Here is an 18,589-nt window from a genome sequence, read left to right as displayed (position 1 = left end):
CGTTGCTCTCGTCGCGTCGGGGAACGGTTCGTTCGGGTGCCGCTCAGCGCAGGACGAAGGGGTTGCCGGTGGGGGCGCCGGTGTTGATCCAGACGCTCTTGTCCTCCAGGTACGCGGTGACGGCGCCGATGCCGTTCTCCCGGCCGATCCCGGAGTCCTTGAAGCCGCCGAAGGGGGCCAGATAGCTGATCGCGCGGTAGGTGTTGACCCAGACGGTGCCGGAGCGGACGCGGTCGGCCATGCGGAAGGCGCGGCCCATGTCGCTGGTCCACACACCGGCACCGAGGCCGTAGCGGCTGTCGTTGGCGATCTCGACCGCCTCGTCCTCGTCCTTGAACGGGATGACCGCGAGGACCGGGCCGAAGACCTCCTCCTGGGCGATGCGCATGGTGTTGCGCACGCCGGTGAAGACGGTCGGTTCGACGAACCAGCCGCCACGGTCGGCCGCCCTGCCGCCGAGGGCGAGCCGGGCGCCTTCCTGCTGCGCGATGTCGATGTAGCCGAGGACCTTGGCGTACTGCGCGGGTGTGGTGATGGGGCCGACCTGGGTGTCCTCGTCCATCGGATCACCCATCCGGGCCGTGGCCGCGAGGTCGACAAGGCGGGCCACGACCTCGTCGTGCACGTCCTCCTGGACCAGCAGCCGGGAGCCCGCGATACAAGTCTGCCCGGTGGCGGCGAAGATGCCGGAGACGGCGCCGTTCACGGCGGCTTCCACATCGGCATCGGCGAAGACGATGTTGGGTGACTTGCCGCCGAGTTCCAGGCTGACGTGCTTGAAGTCGCGGGCTGCGGCTTCACCGATACGTCGGCCGGTGGCATCCGAACCGGTGAAGCTCACCTTGCGGACCAGGGGATGTTCCACCAGGGGTGCGCCGACGTCCTGGCCGAAGCCGGTGACGACGTTGAGCACGCCGGGCGGCAGCCCCGCCTCGTGGAAGAGCCGGGCCAGCTCCAGGGTCGAGGCCGAGGTGAATTCGGACGGCTTGACCACCACGGTGCAGCCCGCTGCCAGGGCCGGGGCGATCTTCCAGGCCAGCAGCAACAGCGGGGAGTTCCAAGGCGTGATGACCGCGACGACTCCGACGGGCTCCTTCTTCGTGTAGGCGAAGTAGCCCTTCTTGTCCAGCGGCGGAACGGTGCCCTCGATCTTGTCGGCGAGCCCGCCGTAGTAGTGGAACCACTGGGGGATGTAGGCGACCTGCCCGTGCATCTCCGTGAACAGTTTGCCGTTGTCGCGGACTTCGAGCTCGGCGAGATGACGGGCGTTGTCGGCGATGGTGTCGCCGAGCCGGCGCAGCAGGGCGCCGCGCGCGCTGGCGGTCAACTCGGCCCAGGGGCCGGTGCGCAGAGCGCGGCCGGCGGCCCGCACGGCGTCGTCGACGTCCTGTGCGGTGCCCTTGGCGATCTCGGCCCACGGGGTGCCCAGGTAGGGGTTGTCGGTGGGAAACCACTCACCGTCGGCGGCCTTGCGGCCTTCCCCGTCGATGAACAACTCATAGCGCTGCATGGGAGGTTACCGCCGCATCAGAAGGTGTTCAGGCCGAGAGCGGCACGGAAGGAGTTCTTGTTCGCGACGCCGTCACGAGGCGGCAGGGCACGGGGCGGCTCGGCGGTGGTGATCAGCACCTGCGCGTATGTCGTCGCGGCGCGCGCCCTGATGCGTGCGGCGAGGCCCTCGGCCTGCGCCAGGTCGTCGATCCGGACGGCGTCACGGATACCGAAACCCTGGGCCACGGCGACGAGGTCGGTGCCCAGGCCGGTGTGGCTGGGCTGCATCCCGGTCTCGCCGAAGTGGGCGTTGTCCAGGACGACGAGGGTGAGGTTGGGCGGGAGCCGGGCACCGATGGTGGCCAGCGCGCCGATGCCCATGAGGTGTTCACCGTCTCCGGTGATCGCCACGATCGGGCGGTCCGGCTGGGCGAGGGCGAGACCGAGGGCGAGCGGTGCGGCGGCGCCCATCGCGCCCCAGAGGTAGAAGTTGGTGGGGCGGTCGCCGGCCGCGAAGGCGTCGTAGCTGGGGGAGCCGAGCCCGGTGACGATCAGCGTGTCCTCGGGGAGCCGGGCGGTCAGGTCGGCGACGAAGCGGCGCCGGTCGAGTCGTACGTCCGTGGTGGTCATCAGTCGCGCTCCCACTTCTTGCGGCCGATCAGCTTCTGTCCGAGGAGTACGGCGACGCGCTCGCCCGCCTCGAACACCGAGTCCAGCGCGGCCTCGACGGTCTCCTCGACCTCTGCGGGGGTGTCGGCACGCAGCACGGTGATCCCCATGAGTTCGAGGGCCTGCTGGGTGGTGCGGCCCATGGGGCCCTGCCAGGGGTTGAACTCGGCGTACTCGCCGCGCATGGTCACCAGCGTCAGGAAGGGGAACTGGCACATCTGCAACAGGGAGAACATGTTGACGCAGTTGCCGACGCCACTGCTCTGCATCAGCAGCGCCGCGCGCTGTCCGCCGAGCCAGGCGCCGCTGACGACGGCGACGCCCTCCTCCTCAGTGGTCAGCACGACGTCGTGGATGGCGGGGTCGCGCTGGGCCTCGCGGATGGTGTGGGAGTGGCCGGCGTCCGGCACGTAGGCGATCTGCTGGATGCCGCGCTTCTTGAGTGCGGCGAAGACGTCCTCCTGCCAGGAGGGCGGTGCGGGTGCGTGTGTCTGGCTCATCCGATGCGACTCCGCTGCTCGATGGCTTCTTCGAGCCTGCTCGTGGCTCGAAGTGCCCATCATCATGAGTGCTGATGGATGAGGTTGAACAATAGAAAGTCGTGATCCTCGTATGCGGGAGGCGTATGGCTACACCTCCGGGGGCCCCGGTGTTCTCTCAGTCCGCGAGGAACGCCGAGACCAGGGCGCTCGCCTCTGCCCGGCACTCCTCGAAGTACGCGTGCCGGGCTCCTGAGAAGAGATGAGTGCGGGTGTCGGGGATACGGGCGGCGAGCAGGGGGAGGTTGTCCGGCGGGGCCATCCGGTCCTGGTCGCCGTGGAGGATCAGCGTCGGCGCGCTGATGGCCGGCAGGGCGTCCCAGGCGTCGTGCTGGTTGCTGGCGAGCAGATGGCCGCGCCGGGCGTGCGGGGGCGCGCTCGGGTCGCCGAGGGTGTTGTAGGGGCCGGGGTGCGCGGTGCGCCAGGCCGGGGAGTACATCAGGTCGATGAGCGCCTCGCGGGCGGCTCGGGGATCGGGCTGGACCAGGGCGCGGCGTACCGAGGTGTCCCGTTCGACGGCGTGCGGGCCGCCGGGGGTGGTGCAGCCGAGGACGAGACGCCCGACCCGCCCGGGGTGCCGGGCGGCGAGCCACTGGGCGACGCGGCCGCCCATGGAGGTGCCGTAGACGTCGGCGCGCTCGATGCCCAGATCGTCGAGGACGGCGATCGCGTCCTTGGCGAACTGCTGGGTGGAGTACCCGGTTTCGGGCTTGTCGCTGGCGCCCGTGCCTCGGTAGTCCATGGTGATCGTGCTGTGCGTGCTGTGGAAGTCCTCGCGTATGCCGTCCCACCAGTGGTGGTTGTTCGCCTGCCCGGCGAGGAGCACGAGCGGGGAGCCGGATCCCCTGTGCTGATAGGCGAGTGCGGTGCCGTCCTCCGCGCGGGCGATGGCGTGGGGCAGCGATCGGGCGTCCGTCATGGTCGTGTTCCTCGGGTGGTGCTGGTGTGGTGGCAGGTCACTCGGTTTCGGCAGTGCCGCCGGTGTTCAGGAGCTGGGCCGACAGCCATCGGCCCTCGGCCACCGCCGAGCGGATCTGGCGTACCAGCTCGCGGGCGACGACCTCGACGGCGGGGGGTGTCCGGCCGTATCTGGGGGTGGCGAGGACGATCGAGCGCCACACGTCGGGTTCGGCAAGCGGTGCGGCGCTCAGTGTTCCGCTCGCGACGTCCTCGGCGATCCCGACGCCGGGCAGTATGGTCCAGCCGTGCCCGGCGAGGACGAGCTGCTTCTGGACCGGCATGGAATTGGTCTGGACGGCGATGTGCGGCTCGGCCCCGGCACGGCTCGCCGCCCCGTCGATCAGGGCGCGCAGCGCGTGACCGGCGGCGGGCATGACGAGGGGATGGGCGGCGGCCTCGGCGAACGGGACCGGCCGGTCGGCTCGCAACCCGGCCGTCGCGGGCGCGACCACCCACAGTTGTTCGCGCACCAGCGGGCGGGCGTTGAGCGAGGGCGTGTTGTCCAGGTTGTACAGCAGGCTCAGGTCCAGGTCGCCGTCGTCGAGCCACTGCTGGAGATGCCCGGAGTATGCGGTCATCAGCCGCAGATCGATGCCCGGATGATCGCGTGCCACGGCGGTCACGAGCGCTTCGGCCAGCAGATCGGTGGTGCTCTCGAGCAGGCCGACCGTGACGATTCCGGTCACCGCACCGGGGGTGGGCCGCACCTCGGCACGGGCCCGCTCCAGCTCGTTCAGGGCGCGCCGGGCGCGGTCCACCATGATCGTCCCCGCGTCCGTGGGGCGCATGCCCTGACGGGTGCGCTCGAAGAGGGGCACTCCGAGCTCCTGCTCCAGCGTGCGGATCTGCCGGGTGACGGCGGGCTGCACCAGGTGCAGCAGCTCGGCGGCGCGGGTGACGCTGCCGACCTCGGCGACGGTGACGAGCGCCTTGAGCTGTTTGACGTCCATGGTCCCTTCCTCCGCCGCCATCCCCGGTCGGCATGACTGGATCACGAAATGCTATTTCACTCTGAATGCCATGAGTCTTCATGATGGTACTCCCGGTTCGGGACCAGAAACCCTCCTGGAGGTCACCCATGGCCGCGTCCCCCGAAGACCTGCCGTTGTCCGGCATCACGGTCATCAGCCTGGAGCAGGCGGTGGCCGCCCCCCTCGCCACCCGTCAGCTCGCCGATCTCGGCGCCCGGGTGATCAAGGTGGAGCGCCCGGGAGGCGGCGACTTCGCGCGCCGTTACGACACCACGGTGCACGGCGAGTCCAGCTACTTCGTCTGGCTCAACCGGTCGAAGGAGTCCCTGAGCCTCGATCTGAAGTCCGAGCACGGGCGGCGGATCCTGGAGCAACTGCTCGCAGGGGCCGATGTGTTCGTGCAGAACCTGGCGCCGGGCGCGACGACCCGCATGGGCTTCGGCACCGAAGCCCTCGCGGCACGCTTCCCGTCCCTCATCCCCTGTTCCGTCTCCGGCTACGGCACCAGCGGGCCGTGGGCCGACCGCAAGGCGTACGACCTGCTCGTGCAGTGCCAGACCGGCCTGGTCTCCCTGACCGGAAGCCCGGACGAGCCCGCCCGGGTCGGGATCTCCATAGCCGACATCGCCGCCGGCATGTACGCCTACTCGGGCATCCTCACCGCGCTGTTCACCCGGGCCACCACAGGTGTCGTACGGGCCGTCGAGGTGTCGCTGTTCGAGGCGCTGGCGGAATGGCTGAGCCAGCCCGCCTACTACACCCGCTTCGGCGGCGCCCAGCCCCCGCGGGTCGGCACCCAGCACGCCACCATCGCCCCGTACGGCGCCTACACCTGCGCCGACGGCGAGGACGTCCTGTTCTCCATCCAGAACGAACGCGAGTGGACCGCCCTGTGCGAGGACATTCTCGAAGCCCCCGGCCTCGTCGACGACCCGCGCTTCGCCACCGGCTCGGCTCGCGTGGCCCGTCGCGAGCAACTGAACGCGATCGTCTCCGAACGCTTCGCGGAGTCGGACAGCGGCGAGGTGACGAAACTGCTGGACGAGGCCGGCATCGCCAACGCCGGCGTCAACGACATCGACGGCTTCCTGGCACATCCGGTGCTCGCCGGACGGAACCGCTGGCGGGACGTCCGCATCCCCGGAGGAACGGCGGTCCCGGCGCTGCTGCCTCCGGTGGACCTGGCCGGCAGCTCCCCGCGCATGGACCCCGTACCCGCGCTTGGCGAACACACCGAACGGATTCTGGCCGAACTGGGACACAGCACGGCCGACATCTGCGCTCTGCGTGCCCAGCACGTCCTGTGACACCGGCCCGCCCGGACAACGCGATCCACCCAAGGAGCATCACCGCATGAGCACCCTAGACACCCTGTCCGAGGACGAGCGGTTCATCGTCAGGACCGTGCACGACTTCGTGGACAAGGAGGTGAAGCCGGTCGTCCAGGAGCTGGAGCACACGAACACCTACCCTGAAGCCCTGATCGAGCAGATGAAGCAGCTCGGCATCTTCGGCCTCGCGGTCCCCGAGGAGTACGGCGGCACTCCCGTCTCCACCCCCTGCTACGTCCTGGTCACCGAGGAACTGGCGCGCGGCTGGATGAGCCTGGCCGGCGCCATGGGCGGACACACCGTCGTCGCGAAGCTGCTGCTGCACTTCGGGACGGACGAGCAGAAGCGCCGGTACCTGCCGAAGATGGCCACCGGCGGGATCCGCGCGACGATGGCACTGACCGAGCCGGGCGGCGGCTCCGACCTCCAGGCGATGCGTACCGTCGCCCGCAAGGACCCCGACGGGTACGTCGTCAACGGTGCCAAGACGTGGATCACCAACTCCCGGCGCTCCCAGCTGATCGCGTTGCTGTGCAAGACCGACACCGACGCGAGCCCCGCGCACCAGGGCATCTCCATCCTCCTGGTCGAACACGGCCCGGGCCTGACCGTCTCCCGCGACCTTCCCAAGCTCGGCTACAAGGGCGTGGAGAGCTGCGAGCTGTCCTTCGAGGACTACCGAGCGCCGACCGACGCCGTACTCGGCGGCGTCGAGGGCAAGGGCTTCGCGCAGATGATGAAGGGTCTGGAGACCGGCCGGCTCCAGGTCGCCGCCCGCGCCCTCGGCGTCGGCCGCGCGGCCTTCGAGGACGCCCTGGCCTACGCCCAGCAACGGGAGTCGTTCGGCCGGCCGATCTGGCAGCACCAGTCCATCGGCAACTACCTCGCCGACATGGCGACTTCGTTGACGGCGGCACGGCAGCTCACCCTGTACGCGGCCCGGGAGGCGCAGGCCGGGCGCCGGGTGGACATGGAGGCGGGGATGGCGAAGCTCCTCGCCTCCGAGACCGCCATGCAGATCGCTCTCAACGCCGTTCGCATCCACGGCGGTTACGGATACTCGACCGAGTTCGACGTCGAACGCTACTTCCGTGACGCGCCCCTGATGATCGTCGGTGAGGGCACCAATGAGATCCAGCGGAACGTGATCGCGAGCCAGCTGGTCAAGCGAGGAGGACTTGACGCGTGAAGATCGTGGTCTGTGTGAAGCACGTGCCCGACGCCACGGGCGACCGGCACTTCGCCCATGACCTGACCGTCGACCGCGACGACGCGGACGTCTGCTCTCCGAGCTGGACGAGTACGCGGTCGAGCAGGCCCTGCAGATCTCGGAAGACCGTCAGGAAGCAGGCGACGACGTCGAGGTGACCGTTCTGACGGTCGGCCCGGAGGACGCCGAGGACGCGCTCCGCAAGACCCTGTCGATGGGTGCCGACAAAGCCGTCCACGTCGAGGCCGACGACCTGCACGGCACCGACGCCACCGGCACCTCGCTGGTCCTGCCCAAGGCGATCGAGAAGGCCGGCTTCGACCTGGTCGTGTCCGGGATGGCGTCGACGGACGGCGCCATGGGTGTCGTCCCGGCGCTGGTCGCCGAGCGTCTCGGCGTCCCACAGGTCACCCTGCTGTCCGAGGCCTCGCTCGAGGACGCCGTGGTGAAGGGCCGTCGTGACGGCGACGCGGCGAGCGAGCAGCTGGAGGCCGCCCTCCCAGCGATCGTGTCCATGACGGACCAGGCCTTTTAGGGCCCAGTGGCCACCCAGTCGGTGTTCGCCGCGCCCTTCACCACCAAGTCCCTTGTCATCAAGGGCACCCCGGTCATCACGGTCAAGCCGAACTCGGCCGCCGGTGCGGTCGAGGCTCTGGCCGTGACCTTCTCGGACAAGGCGACCGGGACCAAGGTCACCGGCCGTACCCCGCGCGAGTCGACCGGGCGTCCGGAGCTGACCGAGGCCGCGATCGTGGTCTCCGGCGGCCGCGGCGTCAACGGCGCCGAGAACTTCGCGATCATCGAGGCCCTCGCCGACTCCCTCGGCGCGGCCGTCGGCGCCTCGCGTGCCGCGGTGGACGCGGGCTGGTACCCGCACACCAACCAGGTCGGCCAGACCGGCAAGAGTGTGTCCCCGCAGCTGTACATCGCCAACGGCATCTCCGGCGCCATCCAGCACCGCGCCGGCATGCAGACCTCCAACACCATCGTCGCCGTCAACAAGGATTCAGAAGCTCCGATCTTCGACTTGGTCGATTACCGCGTCGTCGGCGACCTCTTCGACGTCGTCCCGCAGTTGACCGACGAGATCAAGGCCCGCAAGGACTGGCCAAGGCAGCGCTGGTATCGAATGCGTGGTGGGCAGCGCCCGAAGTGGTGGGCGTTGCGGTGCCCGGCCCTGACGTATGGGCCGGGCACCGCTGTTGTGGCTGGTGTCAGACAGCTGACCAGCCGTTGTCGACGGGGAGTATGACGCCGGATATGTTCCTCGCCGCCTCCGAGGCGAGGAACACGATGGCGTCGGCGATCTCGTCCGGCGACGCCATGCGTCCCACGTTCTCCTGGTAGCGGCTGATGGCGGCCGCCCCGTCCCTGTCCACGGTGATGGCATCCATGACATTGGTCCGGGTGCCGCCCGGGGCGATGGCGTTGACGTGGACGCCTCGGTCCCGGTACATGACCGCGGTCGACTTCGTGAGTCCGGCAAGGCCGTGCTTGGAAACGGTGTAGGCGGTGCCGGCGCCACTGCCGCGCAGGGCGGCCTCGGAGGCCGTGTTCACGATGACGCCGTTGCCGCGTTCCAGCATGTGCGGAGGGCGGCGCGGGTGAGGAGGAACGGGGCGGTGAGGTTGATGCGTATGACCCGTTCCCATTCCGCGTCGCTGACGTCGGCGGTGGCGGTCGTGCTGTCCATGATCCCGGCGTTGTTCACGAGTACACCGAGGTCTCCGAAGGCGCCGACCGCGGTACCGATCACTTCGTCGACCGTCCTCTGGTCGCTCAGGTCGCCGACCACCGCCACAGCCGTGCCGCCCTCCGTCCCGATTTCCTTGGTCACGGCCTCGGCACGGGCCGCGCCGATGTCGGCGACGAGGACCTTGGCCCCGAGCCGTGCGAACCGCAGCGCGGCGGCGCGTCCGATGCCCGACCCGGCTCCGGTGACGATGACACCGTGTCCTTCAAGCCCGGTGATGCTGTTCATGCCGCCGTTCCTTCCGGAAGGGCCACGGCCTGCCGCCAGGGGGCGCGGGCGGCGATGGCCTGCTGCCAGGGGCGGATGCTCCTGGGTGGCATGCCGATGGACAGGACGCCGGTGAGACGGTCGTCGGTGCGGTAGACGGCGGTGAACTTCCTTTCCGCAAGGGACCCTTCGGTGATCCGTACCTCGTGGTGGCCGCGCAGGCAGCCGTAGGCGCGGATCTTCATGTCGTACTGGTCGGACCAGAAGTAGGGGACGGGCGCGAAAGGCCGCTGGGTGCCCAGGAGGTTGCGGGCGGCGGCCATGCCCTGTTCGGCGGCGTTGGTGCGGTGCTCGATCCGCATCGGCATGCCGAAGAGCGGGTTGTGCCAGCGGGCCACGTCGCCCGCGCCGTACACCCCGGGAGCAGCCGCGGAGAACTGGTCGCAGACCAGCCCGTCCGCCAGCCGCAGTCCGCTGCCGGCCAGCCATTCGGTGTTGGGCCGGGAGCCGATGGCCACCAGTACGGTGTCGGCCTCGACCACGCTGCCGTCGTCCAGTCGTACGCCCTCCGGGACGACCTCGGCCACACCGATGCCGGTGCGCAGGTCCACGCCATGGTCGAGGTGGACCTGGGCGAGCATCCGGCCGACCTCCTCGCCGACCGCGTGGGCCAGCGGGACCGGGGCCGGTTCGAGCAGGATCACTCGGGTGCCCAGGCCCGCCGCCACTGCCGCGGCCTCGGCACCCAGGAATCCGGCACCGACCACGGCAAGGCTCCGGCCGGGACCGAGACGGTCCTTGAGGGCGAGGGCGTCGTCCAGGGTGCGCAGGACGTGGGTCGGTGCGCCGGGCAGTTTCCTGGGGCGGACCCCGGTGGCCACGATCAGCCCGTCGTAGGGCACCTCGGTGCCGTCGGACAGTACGACGGTGCGCTGAGCCGTGTTCAGCCGGACGGCCCGGCGGCCGTAGCGGCTGTCCAGGCCAAGGGCGTCGAGGTCGGCCGGAGTGCGCAGAGGCAGCCGGTCGGGGGTCCAGGCGCCGGAGAGGATCTCCTTCGACAGCGGGGGCCTGTCGTAGGGGGCCGCGGCTTCGTCGCCCACGAGGGTGATGGTTCCGGCGTGCCCCTCCCGGCGCAGGGTCTCGGCGGCGGTGAGGCCGGCCGCGGAGGCACCGACGATCACGACGCGGCCGGGTGCGCCGGTCATGATTCCGTCAGCCGGATCGCGGCCGCCGGGCACACGGTGGCCGACTCCCGTACAGCGCCGTGGAGTTCGGCGGGAGGGGTCTCGTCGAGGAGGACGACCATGCCGTCCTCGTCCCGCTGGTCGAAGACATCGGGGGCGAGCAGTACGCACTGGCCCGAGGCGACGCACTTGGGGACGTCGACTTCTACACGCATGACGGTTCTTCCTTGCTCTTCGCGAGGTGCTCGGGGTGGCGGGTCACCAGGTGACAGGCAGTTCGTGGACGCCGTAGACGGCTGTGTCCTGCTTGAAGGCGATCTCCTCCAGCGGTACGGCGATCTTCAGGTCGGGAAGCCGGCGGAAGATCTCGGGCAGGACGATCTGCAGTTCGGCGCGGGCCAGCGGCTGGCCGAGGCACTGGTGGATGCCGTAGCCGAAGGCGAGGTGCAGGCGGGCGTTCGCACGGTCCAGGTCGAGATCGTCGGGGGCGTCGAAGAACTCCGGGTCGCGGTTGGCGACATGGACCGGAACGATCACGCCCTCTCCCGCGCGGATGGTGACACCGCCGATGGTGACGTCTTCGACGGCGGTACGGCGCAGTCCGCCGTGCACGATGGAGAGGTGGCGCAGGAGTTCCTCGACGGCGTTCGCGACCTGGTCCGGCCCACCGAGCAGGTGCGGGATCTGGCCGGGGTGGCTCAGCAGGGTGATGGTGCTCAGCGTGATCATGTTCGCGGTGGTCTCGTGCCCGGCGAAGAGCAGGAAGGCGCTCAGGTCGGCGGCGTCCTGATCGGTGATGGCACCCTCGTCCGCCTGCGCGGCGAGCCGGGTGACCACGTCGTCTCCGGGTGTGGTGCGCTTGGTCTCCACGAGGCCCAACAGGTATGCGGCGAGGGCGGCGAAGGCCTGCTGGGTCTCCTCCCCGGTCGAGTTGAAGTCGACGATGGTCTTCGAGTGCTTCTGGAAGAACGTGTGGTCCTCGTACGGCACGCCCAGCAGTTCGCAGATGACCAGGGACGGCAGCGGCAGCGAGAAGTGCTCCACGAGGTCGACGGGACCGCTCAACTCGCCCATGTCGGTGAGCAGTTCGTCGGTCAGGCGGGCTATGGCCGGGCGCAGTTCGTTGATGCGTTTGACCATGAACTCCCTGGTCAGGGTGCGCCGCATCGCCGCGTGGATCGGATCGTCGTAGTTCTGGAAGAAGCCGCGCGGGCTGCGCGCGGATCCTTCCTTGAAGTTGGGTGCGCCGGGGTGAGTCGGATCGGTGCTGAACGCCGGGCTGCCCAGCACGGCACGGGCGTCCTCCCAGCGGGTGACCAGCCACGGACTGAGGCGCCCTTCCCACAGGGAGACCCGGGTGACGGGCTGTTCCTCGCGTAGTTCGGCGTAGAGCGGCGGGGGGTCCAGGGGCGCGCTCTCCGGGCGAGCGAGCACGAACGGCGGGTTGGACGGAGTCGGAGACATGACTGCTCCTTGTCGCCTGGTGGTGTCGGGGTCTGCGGTTGCTACCGCGCGCTAGAAACGGCACGACGCGTTCTGCTTGACCCAGTGTGCCACAAAAGGCATGCTGGGTCATATGAGTAAGTGGACCGCCACCCGGATCCCCGACCTGAGCGGACGGACCTTTGTCGTCACCGGGGCCAACAGCGGCCTCGGTCTGACCACCACCAAGGAACTGGCCCGCCGTGGCGCGCACGTCGTCCTGGCCGTACGGGATGAGACAAAGGGCCGCAGAGCCGTCGCGGAGATCAGTGACGGCCGACCCGGTGCCCGCCTCGAGGTGCGCCGCCTCGACCTCGCCGACCTGGACTCGGTCAAGGCCTTCGCCGAGGGCGTTCACGCCGACGGGATGCCGGTGGACGTCCTGATCAACAACGCGGGTCTGATGGCTCCGCCCCGCGGACTGAGCCCGCAGGGCCACGAGCGCCAGTTCGCCGGCAACCACCTCGGCCACTTCGCCCTCACCGGCCTGCTGCTCGACCTGCTGCAGGCCGGGCGCGATCCGCGCGTCGTGACCGTCACCTCGGACCTCCACCGTGGCGCACGGATCCACTTCGACGACCTGACCGGTGCCCGCAGGTACACCCCGATGCGGTTCTACCGGCAGTCCAAGTTCGCCAACGTGGCGTTCGCACTGGAACTTGCCCGCCGGCTCCGCGCGGCCGGCAGCCCCGTACGCAGCCTGCTCGCCCACCCCGGCTACACGGCCACGAACCTGCAGAGCACCGGCCCGACCGGCCTGCAACGGACGATGCTCACCAAGATCACCAACCGCCTTGCGGCCCAGGACGCCGCGACGGGCGCCCTGCCCCAGCTGTACGCGGCGACCGCCCCGGGCGTCGAGAGCGGACAGTTCTTCGGCCCCGACGGATTCCGGGAGCTGCGCGGTCACCCCAAAGTCGTCGAGCCGGATCCCGCCGCCGAGGACCCCGAGACCGCGCGCAGGCTGTGGCAGCTGTCCGAAGACCTCACCGGCGTCCACTACGCCGCCGGCCCGTCCTGATGCGGCCGGTCGTGCGACCCAACCCGCCGATCCGACAGAAAACTTGGAGATCCTCTTCAATGCGAGCAGCGACATATCACGCGTACGGCGACCCGTCAGTGCTGAAGATCGAGGACGTGCCTGAGCCGCATGCAGGTCCGGGGCGGATACGGATCCGGGTCCAGGCGGCGAGCGTCAACCCGATCGACTGGAAGCTCCGGGCCGGGTTCCTGCAGCAGGTGATGCCGCAGCAGTTGCCTGCGATCCCGGGGCAGGATGCCGCCGGAGTGGTGGACGAGGTCGGCGACGGCGTGACCGGCACCGCCGTCGGCGACCGGGTCTTCGGGCTGTCGAACACGGGGACCGCAGCCGAGTACGCCGTGCTCACCGCGTGGGCGCCGGTGCCGGACGCATGGACCACGGAGCAGGCCGCTGCCGCAGGTGTGGCGGGCGAGACCGCGATCCGCGTGCTGGACCTGCTGGGTGTCGGTGCGGGCAGCACGCTGCTCATCGAGGGTGCCGCCGGGGGAGTCGGCAGCGCCGCCGCCCAGATCGCCCTCGCCCGCGGAGCCACCGTGATCGGCACCGCCGGCGAGGGCAACCACGAATACCTGCGCTCACTCGGTGCCATGCCGACCACCTACGGCCCCGGACTCGCCGACCGCGTGCGCGCCCTCGCCCCTGCCGGCGTGGACGCGATCCTCGACGTGGCAGGTGCCGGCTCCCTGCCGGACCTCACCAGGATCGCGCCCAGTGCCGACGCCGTCGTCACCATCGCCGACCCCACCGCCCAGGAACACGGCGTCCGGCTCTCGGCCACCGCCGACGACCCCGCGTCGGCCATCGCCGAAGCCGCGGCCCTGGGCTCGGCCGGAGGCTATACCCCGCACATCTCGGCCACCTACCGCCTCGCCCGGATCACCGAGGCCCACACCCGCAGCCAGGTCGGCCATGCCCGGGGCAAGCTCGTCATCACGATCTGACCAGGCAACCCGAGCACCGGTGACCCGCACGCGCCTCCGCGCCGAACGAGGCCCCGCAGGCCACGACCGGCATCGGTGCCGACACCGTCAGCACCGTTCCCCATCCACGCTCGACCCTTCTCCCGAAAGGACACTTTCATGCCCACCATCGCCATCGTCGGTGCCGGTCCCGGACTGGGCCTGTCCATCGCCAAGGTCTTCGGCCGCAACGGCTTCTCCGTGGCACTCGTGGCGCGGACCAAGAAGAAGCTGGACTCCCTCGCCGCGGAGCTGAGCGAATCAGGGATCGAGGCCGCCGGGTTCGCGGCCGACGTCATGGACCGGCCGTCCCTGGCCGCCGCGTTCGCCCGCATCAAGGAGCGCTTCGGCGGCATTGACGTACTGGAGTACTCGCCCGCATCGCACAACCCGGAGGGCGGCGCCGAAGACCACGTGGGAGGCGCCACCATGACCACTCCGCTGAACGCCACGGCCGAAAACATCCAGCCGCAGCTGAACTACTACCTCTACGGCGGAATCGCTGCCGCACAGCAGGTGCTCTCCGAGATGATCGACCGTGACGCGGGCACGCTCCTGTTCACGACCGGCGGGTCCTCCCTGGACCCGCTTGCCGGACCGCCCGAGTTCGGCAACATCGCCATCGCCACGGCCGCCCTGCGCGCCTGGGTGCTGAAACTGAACCAGGTCCTCGACGGCACAGGTGTGTACGCGGCCCACGTGCCGATCTTCGCGTGGATCGGCTCCGGCGGCCCGGAAACCCAGGCCGACACCATCGCCCAGCGCTACTGGGACATCTACACCAAGCGGGAGGGCGCCGAGCATCCCTACGACATCCGCTGACGCAACAAACCGTGCGGTGCGGGCCGCCCGACCGGCGGCCCGCGCTCCCCGGCGCCCGACCGGAGGCTGCTGCTGTCGAGGGGGCGTTGTTCAGGGCCGGTGTGCCGCGGAGGCTGTTCCCCGGGGCGGTGGGCTGGTGCGTTCAGAAGCGCAGTGCGGCGGATGGACGCAGGCATGGGTGCAGGGTTCCGGGTACGCGGGCGGTGTGACGGAGGCCGGGGGTCTCGGCGGCCGCCGAGCTGGTGGCAGGTGTTCCTGCCGACCTGGTGGAGTGGCTGGCGGCAAGCGCCCGTCATCGGAGTTCTCTGACACTTGAACAGTCCATGCAGAAGGCCTGGGCGCAGGCCTCCGACCGTTACGGCCGCCGGGAGCGCAGACCCCACGAGCCGGTGTGGCCCCGACCGATACATCTCCTGGAAAGGTCCTCCGTACAACGGGATGCAGTCCGGACGAGAACGCCCGGATTCCTGACATCCGAGCTCGCCTGGTGGCGTGCGCTGTGGAGGCACCGCCAGAGCCAGAGCGGAAGGTCTGCTGGGTACCGCGGTGCTGAGCCAGCCTCTGATAGGAGGAGTGAGGACGGCCTTGTGCCGGAGGACCGGGACTCTTAGGAAAGGCATAGGAGGTGTGCGGCAGAATGACGTCCACCGATGTGCCGTAGCGCAGCCGTGACCGCAAGTGCCTTGTTTCATGCGGTCTTTGGGCGTGCGAGGAGAGGAAGACGTGAGCGAGAACCAGAGTGCCGACGCCGCAGTGCAGCGACTTGATACGGGGACGGCGCACAACGCTCGCGTGTGGAACTACTGGCAGGGAGGCAAGGACAACTACCAGGTGGACCAGCAGGTGGGCGACCACGTTGCCGGAATGATCCCCGTCATCCGCGACATCGCGCGCGCCGACCGGGAGTTCCTCGGCCGCGCCGTGCGCAGCCTGGCAGAGGAGCACGGCATCCGTCAGTTCCTCGACATCGGCACCGGCCTGCCGGCCTTGGAGAACACCCACGAGATCGCCCAGCGGACAGCCCCCGAGTCGCGGATCGTGTACGTCGACAACGACCCCATCGTGCTCGCGCACGCCCGCGCCCTGCTGACCAGTACCCCGGAAGGCGCAACCGACTACATCGACGCCGATGTGCACGACCCGGACACCATCCTGCGCATCGCCGGACGGACACTCGACTTCACCAAGCCCACCGCACTCATGCTGCTCGGCATCCTCAACTTCATCCTTGACGGTGACGAGGCGCGGGCCATCGCACGTCGGCTCCTGGAGGCACTGGCCCCCGGCAGCTTCCTCGTACTGACCCATCCCACCACGGAGCCCGAACTCGGCGGCGACCTCCAGCTTGAGGCGATGGCGTTCTGGAACGCCAACGCCAAACCGCCGGTCACCGCCCGCAGCAGCGAGGAGGTCGCCCAGTACTTCGACGGGCTCACCTTCCTGGAGCCCGGGCTCGTGTCCTGCTCGCTGTGGCGGCCGGCGCCCGGCGAAGAGCCCACGGTCGTACCCCAGCTGGGAGCCGTGGCGCTGAAGCCGTGATCGTTCGCCGCACCTCGCTGCCGCACACGCTCACCGGCGGGCCCGCCCCCCGTTCGCGACGGCTCCCTCCCTGCCTGTCACGACACCCTGCTCGACCGCATCCAGCCAGGGCGGGGCAACTTGAGCTGTCCGACCCTGCAGCCGGTCGCAGACCCCACGGCCCTTCCTGGTTCCTTCGGCTGCCGTCCGAGGGCACCAGGAAGCGAATTCGGCGAAATCCGCATGGGGGAAGACGGGACGGGGCCCGGCCTGGGAGCGGCGTGCACGCTCTCAGCGAAGGATGATCGGGATGACGACGGCGGCCATGGCGGCCACGCCGGCGATGCCGACGCCCATCGGGCCGCGGGCAGTCGGATGTCGGTATGCCAGGTACGCGAGGGCGCCGGGGACAAGGATGAAGGCCAGGCCGAGCAGGACGGCGACGAGCAGGGCGAGCGTGGACATGGCGGGTTTCTCCCGTGGGTTCGGGCATGCGCCTCTCGCATGCGGAGTGGAGCGTGGGCGGGGCTCACCCTTGGTGTCGTGGGGTGAGGGTTCCGACAGGGCCGGGAGTATGCGGCAGCGGTGGGTAAGCCGCGCAAGTCTGCGCGACCATATGAGTGGTGGAGCCTGCCGCCGACCGCCCGGATGGGCTCTGAGCTGCACGTTCACTGTGCGCAGACAGACAGCGCCCGGGCCTTGAGCCGATGGCGGCAGTCCAGGCGCAGCATGGGCAAGTCGGCCCGTCGACGGAATGGTGAGCCCGGGTCAGGCGGCCGGGGGAGGCGTGCGGCGCTGTGCGGCGCGGCGGTGCTGTTCGGCCGCGAGCCGTTTGGCCTTGCGCCGGACCCGTTCGCCGAAGGCGGCCGGGTCGGTGGCCCCTGCGGCGGCCGCGGCCTCGGTCCAGGTGGCCGTCTCGCCTTCGGCGTACGTGAGGACGACCGTGAGTTCGGCCGGTTCGAGGCCGCGTAGCACGGCGCCGAGCCGCTCGTCCTCGAACACCCCGCCCGCCGTGTGCGTCAGATGGTCGACGTCGACGGCGACCAGGTCGTACAGCGACAGGCCGCCGAGGTCGGCGTCCAGGGACAGGACCCGCCCGTGCCGGGTGCGCCGCCGCCACATCGGCACGAGTCGCCGGTGCAGGACGCGCGCCTCGGCCTTCAGCGCGCCGAGTGCGGAGTGCGGCAGGTGCCCGGACTCCCACAGTGGATCGCACCAAGGGCCGACCAGAGCGGTGGACAAGGCCTCCCGCCACCGCTCGCTGCGGGGGACCACAAGAGAACGGGCGCCGAAGAAGTCGACGGCGGCGTCCCCTTCCGCAGGCGGAAGGGGACGGTTCCCGAGGACGCCACCACGGGCCGTCAAGGCGAACACGACGTCCGGCCGAGGCTCGGTGCGCATCATGGGAACGGGATCCCGGAGCGCTTCCAGACTGGTGCAGTAGTGACGGCTCAGTTCGTCATCGCTCATCAGCCGGATGCCGTCCGCGGTTTCGACGACCATGTCGTACACATGTCCGATGATGCGTCCTGGGATGTGCATGGGCCAGTTGCCGGGCGGGTCGGGCATGTCGTAGGTCATTGCTGGCCGCTCCTTGCGTGGTCGGGCTGTTTCACCTCTCGGTCACCGGGGGCGTGGTCACCGGCAATGAATCTCCGGGATGCGGGTGTGATCCGGGTCACGGGCTGCCGATGGGGGCGGACTGCGGGACGAAGGGTCCGGCAGCGGCGCGATCGCAGGGGGCGCGCTCTGCCGGCACGCCGATTGAGGCCGGCGAGTCCACCATGCTGCCCGATTTTCGCCGTCGGCACGACCCGCGCAGTGCCGGGCTTGCCGTCTCGAAACCGTCAACAGAACTGTCACACAGTGGAGTTGCTGCCCGGCGGGACATCCTGCACGCCGTGCGGTTGTCGTACGGCCTGCGCATCCCCGCAGTGCAGATGGGAAGGGGGAGGGGCAGCGCAGAGGTGATCACGGATGAGGAAGTACGGAGGCAGGTGCGGGCGAAGCGCCGTGCCGCTGACCCCGGCGACCTCTTCAAGGAGGGCACGGCTCGGACCGTGTCCCACGTGATGAGGCGGACGAGTCGTCTGCGGCAGCAGATCGCCGCGGCGAGACCGAGAAAGGCCAGGTAGTTGCGGGGGTTGCGCTCGTAGCGTGGGCTGCGTCCGCGGTAGCCGGACAGCCACGACATCGTCCTTTCGACAACCCACCTGCGATAGCCCAGCCGTTCGCTGGACTCGATGCCTTTGCGGGCGATCCGGACTCCAATGTGCTTGCCACGTAACCATTTCCGCAGGTCCCTGCGTACCGCCGCCCCCTGCGGCCGCACCCTCGACGGTGGGATCAGCGGCTGCGCGATCTCCCACAGCCCGTCCGGCACGATCCAGCTCCAGGTTCCCCGCCCCGTACCGGGTCAACGTCCGCCTCACCACGTGGGACACGGTCTTA

At 69.9% G+C, this 18,589-nt stretch carries 16 protein-coding genes and 4 pseudogenes; 8 read left to right on the top strand and 12 right to left on the bottom strand.

Annotated elements, in window-relative coordinates; translation table 11 throughout:
• Window positions 1-43: 43 nt before the first annotated feature.
• The 5 genes from ACIPSJ_RS51375 to ACIPSJ_RS51355 all read right to left on the bottom strand — a co-directional run bounded on the left by ACIPSJ_RS51375 (window position 44) and on the right by ACIPSJ_RS51355 (window position 4,609).
• Window positions 44-1,510, bottom strand: a complete 1,467-nt coding sequence (locus ACIPSJ_RS51375; RefSeq protein ID WP_401357265.1) for an aldehyde dehydrogenase — start codon at window positions 1,508-1,510, stop codon at window positions 44-46.
• Window positions 1,511-1,527: 17 nt separating this feature from the next.
• Entirely contained in the window at window positions 1,528-2,121 is a 594-nt protein-coding gene (locus ACIPSJ_RS51370; RefSeq protein ID WP_401357263.1) for a thiamine pyrophosphate-dependent enzyme, read from the bottom strand.
• Window positions 2,121-2,660, bottom strand: a complete 540-nt coding sequence (locus ACIPSJ_RS51365; RefSeq protein WP_401357261.1) for a phosphonopyruvate decarboxylase — start codon at window positions 2,658-2,660, stop codon at window positions 2,121-2,123. The genes ACIPSJ_RS51370 and ACIPSJ_RS51365 overlap by 1 nt, the downstream gene beginning before the upstream one ends.
• Window positions 2,661-2,817: 157 nt before the next feature.
• Window positions 2,818-3,618, bottom strand: coding sequence for an alpha/beta fold hydrolase (locus tag ACIPSJ_RS51360; RefSeq protein ID WP_401357259.1), 801 nt, complete (start codon window positions 3,616-3,618; stop codon window positions 2,818-2,820).
• Window positions 3,619-3,655: 37 nt separating this feature from the next.
• On the bottom strand, window positions 3,656-4,609 hold the full coding sequence (locus tag ACIPSJ_RS51355; protein WP_401357257.1) for a LysR family transcriptional regulator: 954 nt from the start codon (window positions 4,607-4,609) through the stop codon (window positions 3,656-3,658).
• 128 nt (window positions 4,610-4,737) lie between these two features.
• On the opposite strand from ACIPSJ_RS51355, the gene ACIPSJ_RS51350 reads away from it, so the two are divergent.
• The 4 genes and pseudogenes from ACIPSJ_RS51350 to ACIPSJ_RS51335 all read left to right on the top strand — a co-directional run.
• Window positions 4,738-5,937, top strand: a complete 1,200-nt coding sequence (locus ACIPSJ_RS51350; protein WP_401357255.1) for a CaiB/BaiF CoA transferase family protein — start codon at window positions 4,738-4,740, stop codon at window positions 5,935-5,937.
• Between the two features lie 46 nt (window positions 5,938-5,983).
• Window positions 5,984-7,150, top strand: coding sequence for an acyl-CoA dehydrogenase family protein (locus ACIPSJ_RS51345; RefSeq protein ID WP_401357253.1), 1,167 nt, complete (start codon window positions 5,984-5,986; stop codon window positions 7,148-7,150).
• Window positions 7,147-7,700, top strand: a pseudogene (locus tag ACIPSJ_RS51340) (electron transfer flavoprotein subunit beta/FixA family protein); the annotation flags it as partial. The gene ACIPSJ_RS51345 and the pseudogene ACIPSJ_RS51340, both read left to right, overlap by 4 nt.
• A 6-nt stretch (window positions 7,701-7,706) precedes the next feature.
• Window positions 7,707-8,273 (top strand): annotated as a pseudogene (locus tag ACIPSJ_RS51335) (electron transfer flavoprotein subunit alpha/FixB family protein); the annotation flags it as partial.
• A gap of 112 nt (window positions 8,274-8,385) precedes the next feature.
• Here the strand turns inward: ACIPSJ_RS51335 and ACIPSJ_RS51330 are convergent.
• The 4 genes and pseudogenes from ACIPSJ_RS51330 to ACIPSJ_RS51315 all read right to left on the bottom strand — a co-directional run bounded on the left by ACIPSJ_RS51330 (window position 8,386) and on the right by ACIPSJ_RS51315 (window position 11,779).
• Window positions 8,386-9,152, bottom strand: a pseudogene (locus tag ACIPSJ_RS51330) (SDR family NAD(P)-dependent oxidoreductase).
• Window positions 9,149-10,336: an NAD(P)/FAD-dependent oxidoreductase gene (locus ACIPSJ_RS51325; protein ID WP_401357250.1), complete on the bottom strand. Its 1,188-nt coding sequence runs from the start codon at window positions 10,334-10,336 to the stop codon at window positions 9,149-9,151. Before ACIPSJ_RS51325 ends, ACIPSJ_RS51330 begins: the two are co-directional and overlap by 4 nt.
• Window positions 10,333-10,530: a ferredoxin gene (locus ACIPSJ_RS51320; protein ID WP_401357247.1), complete on the bottom strand. Its 198-nt coding sequence runs from the start codon at window positions 10,528-10,530 to the stop codon at window positions 10,333-10,335. The genes ACIPSJ_RS51325 and ACIPSJ_RS51320 overlap by 4 nt, the downstream gene beginning before the upstream one ends.
• Before the next feature lie 43 nt (window positions 10,531-10,573).
• Entirely contained in the window at window positions 10,574-11,779 is a 1,206-nt protein-coding gene (locus tag ACIPSJ_RS51315; RefSeq protein ID WP_401357244.1) for a cytochrome P450, read from the bottom strand.
• A gap of 112 nt (window positions 11,780-11,891) precedes the next feature.
• Here ACIPSJ_RS51315 and ACIPSJ_RS51310 point away from each other — a divergent pair, with 112 nt between their 5' ends.
• The 4 genes from ACIPSJ_RS51310 to ACIPSJ_RS51295 all read left to right on the top strand — a co-directional run bounded on the left by ACIPSJ_RS51310 (window position 11,892) and on the right by ACIPSJ_RS51295 (window position 16,159).
• Window positions 11,892-12,818 carry an oxidoreductase gene (locus ACIPSJ_RS51310; RefSeq protein WP_401357241.1) on the top strand — a complete coding sequence of 309 codons (927 nt, stop codon included), beginning with the start codon at window positions 11,892-11,894 and terminating at the stop codon, window positions 12,816-12,818.
• A gap of 59 nt (window positions 12,819-12,877) precedes the next feature.
• Entirely contained in the window at window positions 12,878-13,780 is a 903-nt protein-coding gene (locus tag ACIPSJ_RS51305; RefSeq protein ID WP_401357239.1) for an NADP-dependent oxidoreductase, read from the top strand.
• A gap of 138 nt (window positions 13,781-13,918) precedes the next feature.
• Window positions 13,919-14,620 (top strand): SDR family NAD(P)-dependent oxidoreductase, encoded by a 702-nt coding sequence (locus ACIPSJ_RS51300; RefSeq protein ID WP_401357237.1) that lies wholly within the window; start codon window positions 13,919-13,921, stop codon window positions 14,618-14,620.
• 723 nt (window positions 14,621-15,343) lie between these two features.
• Entirely contained in the window at window positions 15,344-16,159 is an 816-nt protein-coding gene (locus ACIPSJ_RS51295; protein WP_401357235.1) for an SAM-dependent methyltransferase, read from the top strand.
• 270 nt (window positions 16,160-16,429) lie between these two features.
• Here ACIPSJ_RS51295 and ACIPSJ_RS51290 read toward each other — a convergent pair whose 3' ends face one another.
• From ACIPSJ_RS51290 to ACIPSJ_RS51280, 3 genes and pseudogenes are all read right to left on the bottom strand, one after another.
• The gene (locus tag ACIPSJ_RS51290; RefSeq protein ID WP_401357233.1) at window positions 16,430-16,603 is read right to left on the bottom strand and encodes a hypothetical protein; all 174 of its coding nucleotides are present in this window, start codon (window positions 16,601-16,603) and stop codon (window positions 16,430-16,432) included.
• Window positions 16,604-16,906: 303 nt separating this feature from the next.
• On the bottom strand, window positions 16,907-17,719 hold the full coding sequence (locus ACIPSJ_RS51285; protein WP_401357232.1) for a hypothetical protein: 813 nt from the start codon (window positions 17,717-17,719) through the stop codon (window positions 16,907-16,909).
• A gap of 487 nt (window positions 17,720-18,206) precedes the next feature.
• A pseudogene (locus ACIPSJ_RS51280) lies at window positions 18,207-18,449 on the bottom strand (transposase); the annotation flags it as partial.
• Window positions 18,450-18,589: the final 140 nt, after the last annotated feature.

Source organism: Streptomyces sp. NPDC090088, assembly GCF_044747345.1.
GTDB lineage: Bacteria > Actinomycetota > Actinomycetes > Streptomycetales > Streptomycetaceae > Streptomyces.
The sequence above is the reverse complement of the archived record's forward strand: the minus strand, read 5'-3'. Positions and strand labels throughout refer to the sequence as shown.

Excerpts from the sequence above, each read along its gene's own strand:
- ACIPSJ_RS51375 (WP_401357265.1), bottom strand. The coding sequence starts at position 1,510 with ATGCAGCGCTATGAGTTGTTCATCGACGGGGAAGGCCGCAAGGCCGCC.
- ACIPSJ_RS51370 (WP_401357263.1), bottom strand. The coding sequence starts at position 2,121 with ATGACCACCACGGACGTACGACTCGACCGGCGCCGCTTCGTCGCCGAC.
- ACIPSJ_RS51365 (WP_401357261.1), bottom strand. The coding sequence starts at position 2,660 with ATGAGCCAGACACACGCACCCGCACCGCCCTCCTGGCAGGAGGACGTC.
- ACIPSJ_RS51360 (WP_401357259.1), bottom strand. The coding sequence starts at position 3,618 with ATGACGGACGCCCGATCGCTGCCCCACGCCATCGCCCGCGCGGAGGAC.
- ACIPSJ_RS51355 (WP_401357257.1), bottom strand. The coding sequence starts at position 4,609 with ATGGACGTCAAACAGCTCAAGGCGCTCGTCACCGTCGCCGAGGTCGGC.
- ACIPSJ_RS51350 (WP_401357255.1), top strand. The coding sequence starts at position 4,738 with ATGGCCGCGTCCCCCGAAGACCTGCCGTTGTCCGGCATCACGGTCATC.
- ACIPSJ_RS51345 (WP_401357253.1), top strand. The coding sequence starts at position 5,984 with ATGAGCACCCTAGACACCCTGTCCGAGGACGAGCGGTTCATCGTCAGG.
- ACIPSJ_RS51325 (WP_401357250.1), bottom strand. The coding sequence starts at position 10,336 with ATGACCGGCGCACCCGGCCGCGTCGTGATCGTCGGTGCCTCCGCGGCC.
- ACIPSJ_RS51320 (WP_401357247.1), bottom strand. The coding sequence starts at position 10,530 with ATGCGTGTAGAAGTCGACGTCCCCAAGTGCGTCGCCTCGGGCCAGTGC.
- ACIPSJ_RS51315 (WP_401357244.1), bottom strand. The coding sequence starts at position 11,779 with ATGTCTCCGACTCCGTCCAACCCGCCGTTCGTGCTCGCTCGCCCGGAG.
- ACIPSJ_RS51310 (WP_401357241.1), top strand. The coding sequence starts at position 11,892 with ATGAGTAAGTGGACCGCCACCCGGATCCCCGACCTGAGCGGACGGACC.
- ACIPSJ_RS51305 (WP_401357239.1), top strand. The coding sequence starts at position 12,878 with ATGCGAGCAGCGACATATCACGCGTACGGCGACCCGTCAGTGCTGAAG.
- ACIPSJ_RS51300 (WP_401357237.1), top strand. The coding sequence starts at position 13,919 with ATGCCCACCATCGCCATCGTCGGTGCCGGTCCCGGACTGGGCCTGTCC.
- ACIPSJ_RS51290 (WP_401357233.1), bottom strand. The coding sequence starts at position 16,603 with ATGTCCACGCTCGCCCTGCTCGTCGCCGTCCTGCTCGGCCTGGCCTTC.
- ACIPSJ_RS51285 (WP_401357232.1), bottom strand. The coding sequence starts at position 17,719 with ATGACCTACGACATGCCCGACCCGCCCGGCAACTGGCCCATGCACATC.